The following is a 2,018-nucleotide window of genomic DNA, read 5'->3' as shown; positions in this document are numbered from 1 at the left end:
ATTTGAGGTCATTGAAATCCCGATTAACAAGCTTTGGAACCAGGATTCAATGAAAATATGTATTGATCAAATAAAGACCAAGGTAGAGACATCCCGCCACAGGGCCATGGCTCTGTATCACTTAAAAGAGGGTGGGCAGATGCGGCATACGTTACTGCCGATCAAGGATAGCAACCTTCAAGATTAGATCCCTTAACCGCCGAACATTTAGAAGAGCAAACAGGCAAACCAAAAAAAGTTGAAAAGGAAGAGAAAAAACAACCAGTAATCTCCACCCTTCCATCATGACTAAGAACCGTTCTTAAGGTAGACATTAAGCCCCATCCACCGCGCAAAGGCCTAATCTTGTACGCCCTGAACAACCATCCCGTGCAGAGGGTGTTCTCGTTTCGCATTATCTCCCCAGAAGTCCAGTAGCAGGGCGATAGAACCAGACGTACGATCATTCACTAAATACAAAACTTGACTTCCTGACCTGTTTATTTTGCTATCATACGAACGGTCGTATTGCTTCACTTTCTCAATAACCAAAGCTAATATCAAGCCGCAAGTGTTGACCGTTCTCTATACTCCAGTGGTTACGCATTGATGCCAATGCTGACTTAGCTTCATTTGCCCTGCTTGAAATGTAGTAATGTAACTCTGTCGATTGTTTAAGGCCTACTGTCCGATCTCTCTGAACCACTGGCTATAAGCCGCTTGAGTTCCGGCCATTCCTTTAAGGACAATTCGACGAATGTCGTCGAATACCCAGCAACGGCGGTGCTCCTTTCTACCCCGATTTTTTTCTATGGTTTCGGCAAAAAGGCCTGTTTTCTCATCTGGATCAACAGGATTCTCGTTAATATACTCCTGAAAAACAGCTTCACTATTATCAAATAATGTCTTCTGATTTTTTTTTATACCATCAGGCATCATTGTGACAATCCAGTCTAATCGGTTAAATGGTTATGGTAAAAAGCATCAAGAAACACGGATTCGTGATTCAATGAATGTCCATACAGCCTCCTAGCGCCCTGATCTTCCGGCACTTCCATTACCGCTACAATGGAACATTTGCTTCCAGGGCTTCTTCAACCCCGTATTCAATCAGTGGCTTTGAAACCACCGGCATCATCTCTTTGGGCATGCTTTTGGTGGCTGGGAGAAAACGGGTGCCGTAACCGGCGGCGGGGAAGAAGCATTTTTTACCATGGTGTGTTTTTACTTGAGTGTGGCTGATAGTGTTTGTTTTGCCACTAATGGGTTAACCCAAAAAAATGCCGCACCAACACCATCAACAGCCAGGCGGGCAGAAGCAGCAAAACCACAGCCAGGAGGATGGCGACATTCATCACTTTATTCATGCCTTCCGCTGTGATAACGACGTTTTCACAACACTAACCACCAGAAACCTGATAAATCCGTTCGTAGTGCTGAAGTCCTGGCGCCCTGAACCCTCGGCACCATCCGGATAATTGGGTATATCGCCATTTAATACCTCTGGTCAGCGCCGCCCGGCAACACCATCCTCCACGAATACAGTTAAGGAAAGGTTAAAAGAAGCAGTACCTTCATGGAGGAAGAGATGTTGTATTCTCCCGGGCTGCGCTATGCAGCTGGTTTTCTTTTACTTATGCTGATGTTGTTATTCCCGTTAGTGTCTCCGCCACTTTCCGCCAGCGCTTCGGAACAGTGTTTTATTGGCAACCGTTACCTGGTGGGCCATCTGGAAACCGTAACCCGCATTGACCATCAGTTTGATACCCAACTGCCCGCACTGATTGACTCCGGTTCCACCACATCCTCTATGGATGCCCGGGATATAACGTTCAAAACATTAGGCACTAATTCCCATTGGGTCAGATTCAAGATCCTGACGGAGCGGGGCGGCAAGGGCCGGGAAGTGACCCTGCTCAAACCCGTTAAGCGGTATATCCGAGTGCAAACCCATTCCGGGAAACCACAGCGAAGGCCTGTAATTGAAGCCACCATTGAACTGGGCAATATAAAAACCACCACCGAGTTCAGCCTTACCT

At 46.6% G+C, this 2,018-nt stretch carries 4 protein-coding genes and 1 pseudogene; 3 read left to right on the top strand and 2 right to left on the bottom strand.

All coding sequences use genetic code 11. The features are described 5' to 3' along the window. Nucleotides 1-187 (top strand): hypothetical protein (locus KDK15_RS00705; protein ID WP_257293443.1); only part of this gene is annotated, 187 nt, incomplete at its 5' end. A gap of 473 nt (nt 188-660) precedes the next feature. Here the strand turns inward: KDK15_RS00705 and KDK15_RS00700 are convergent. Together KDK15_RS00700 and KDK15_RS00695 are read right to left on the bottom strand one after the other, a co-directional pair. Beyond that, complete coding sequence (locus KDK15_RS00700; protein WP_257293442.1) at nt 661-918, bottom strand: hypothetical protein; 258 nt, start codon at nt 916-918, stop codon at nt 661-663. Nucleotides 919-1,051: 133 nt separating this feature from the next. Further along, nucleotides 1,052-1,222: pseudogene (locus tag KDK15_RS00695) on the bottom strand (sugar phosphate nucleotidyltransferase); the annotation flags it as partial. Nucleotides 1,223-1,259: 37 nt separating this feature from the next. Between KDK15_RS00695 and KDK15_RS00690 the strand changes: the two are divergent. Both KDK15_RS00690 and KDK15_RS00685 read left to right on the top strand, forming a co-directional pair. Next, complete coding sequence (locus KDK15_RS00690) at nt 1,260-1,457, top strand: hypothetical protein (RefSeq protein WP_257293441.1); 198 nt, start codon at nt 1,260-1,262, stop codon at nt 1,455-1,457. Nucleotides 1,458-1,567: 110 nt separating this feature from the next. Beyond that, on the top strand, nt 1,568-2,018 hold a 451-nt coding region (locus tag KDK15_RS00685; RefSeq protein ID WP_257293440.1), incomplete at its 3' end, for a RimK/LysX family protein.

This window comes from Endozoicomonas sp. YOMI1 (assembly GCF_024606345.1).
Classification (GTDB): domain Bacteria; phylum Pseudomonadota; class Gammaproteobacteria; order Pseudomonadales; family Endozoicomonadaceae; genus Endozoicomonas.
Note: the sequence above shows the minus strand (reverse complement) of the source record. Positions and strands in the feature narration are given on the sequence as shown.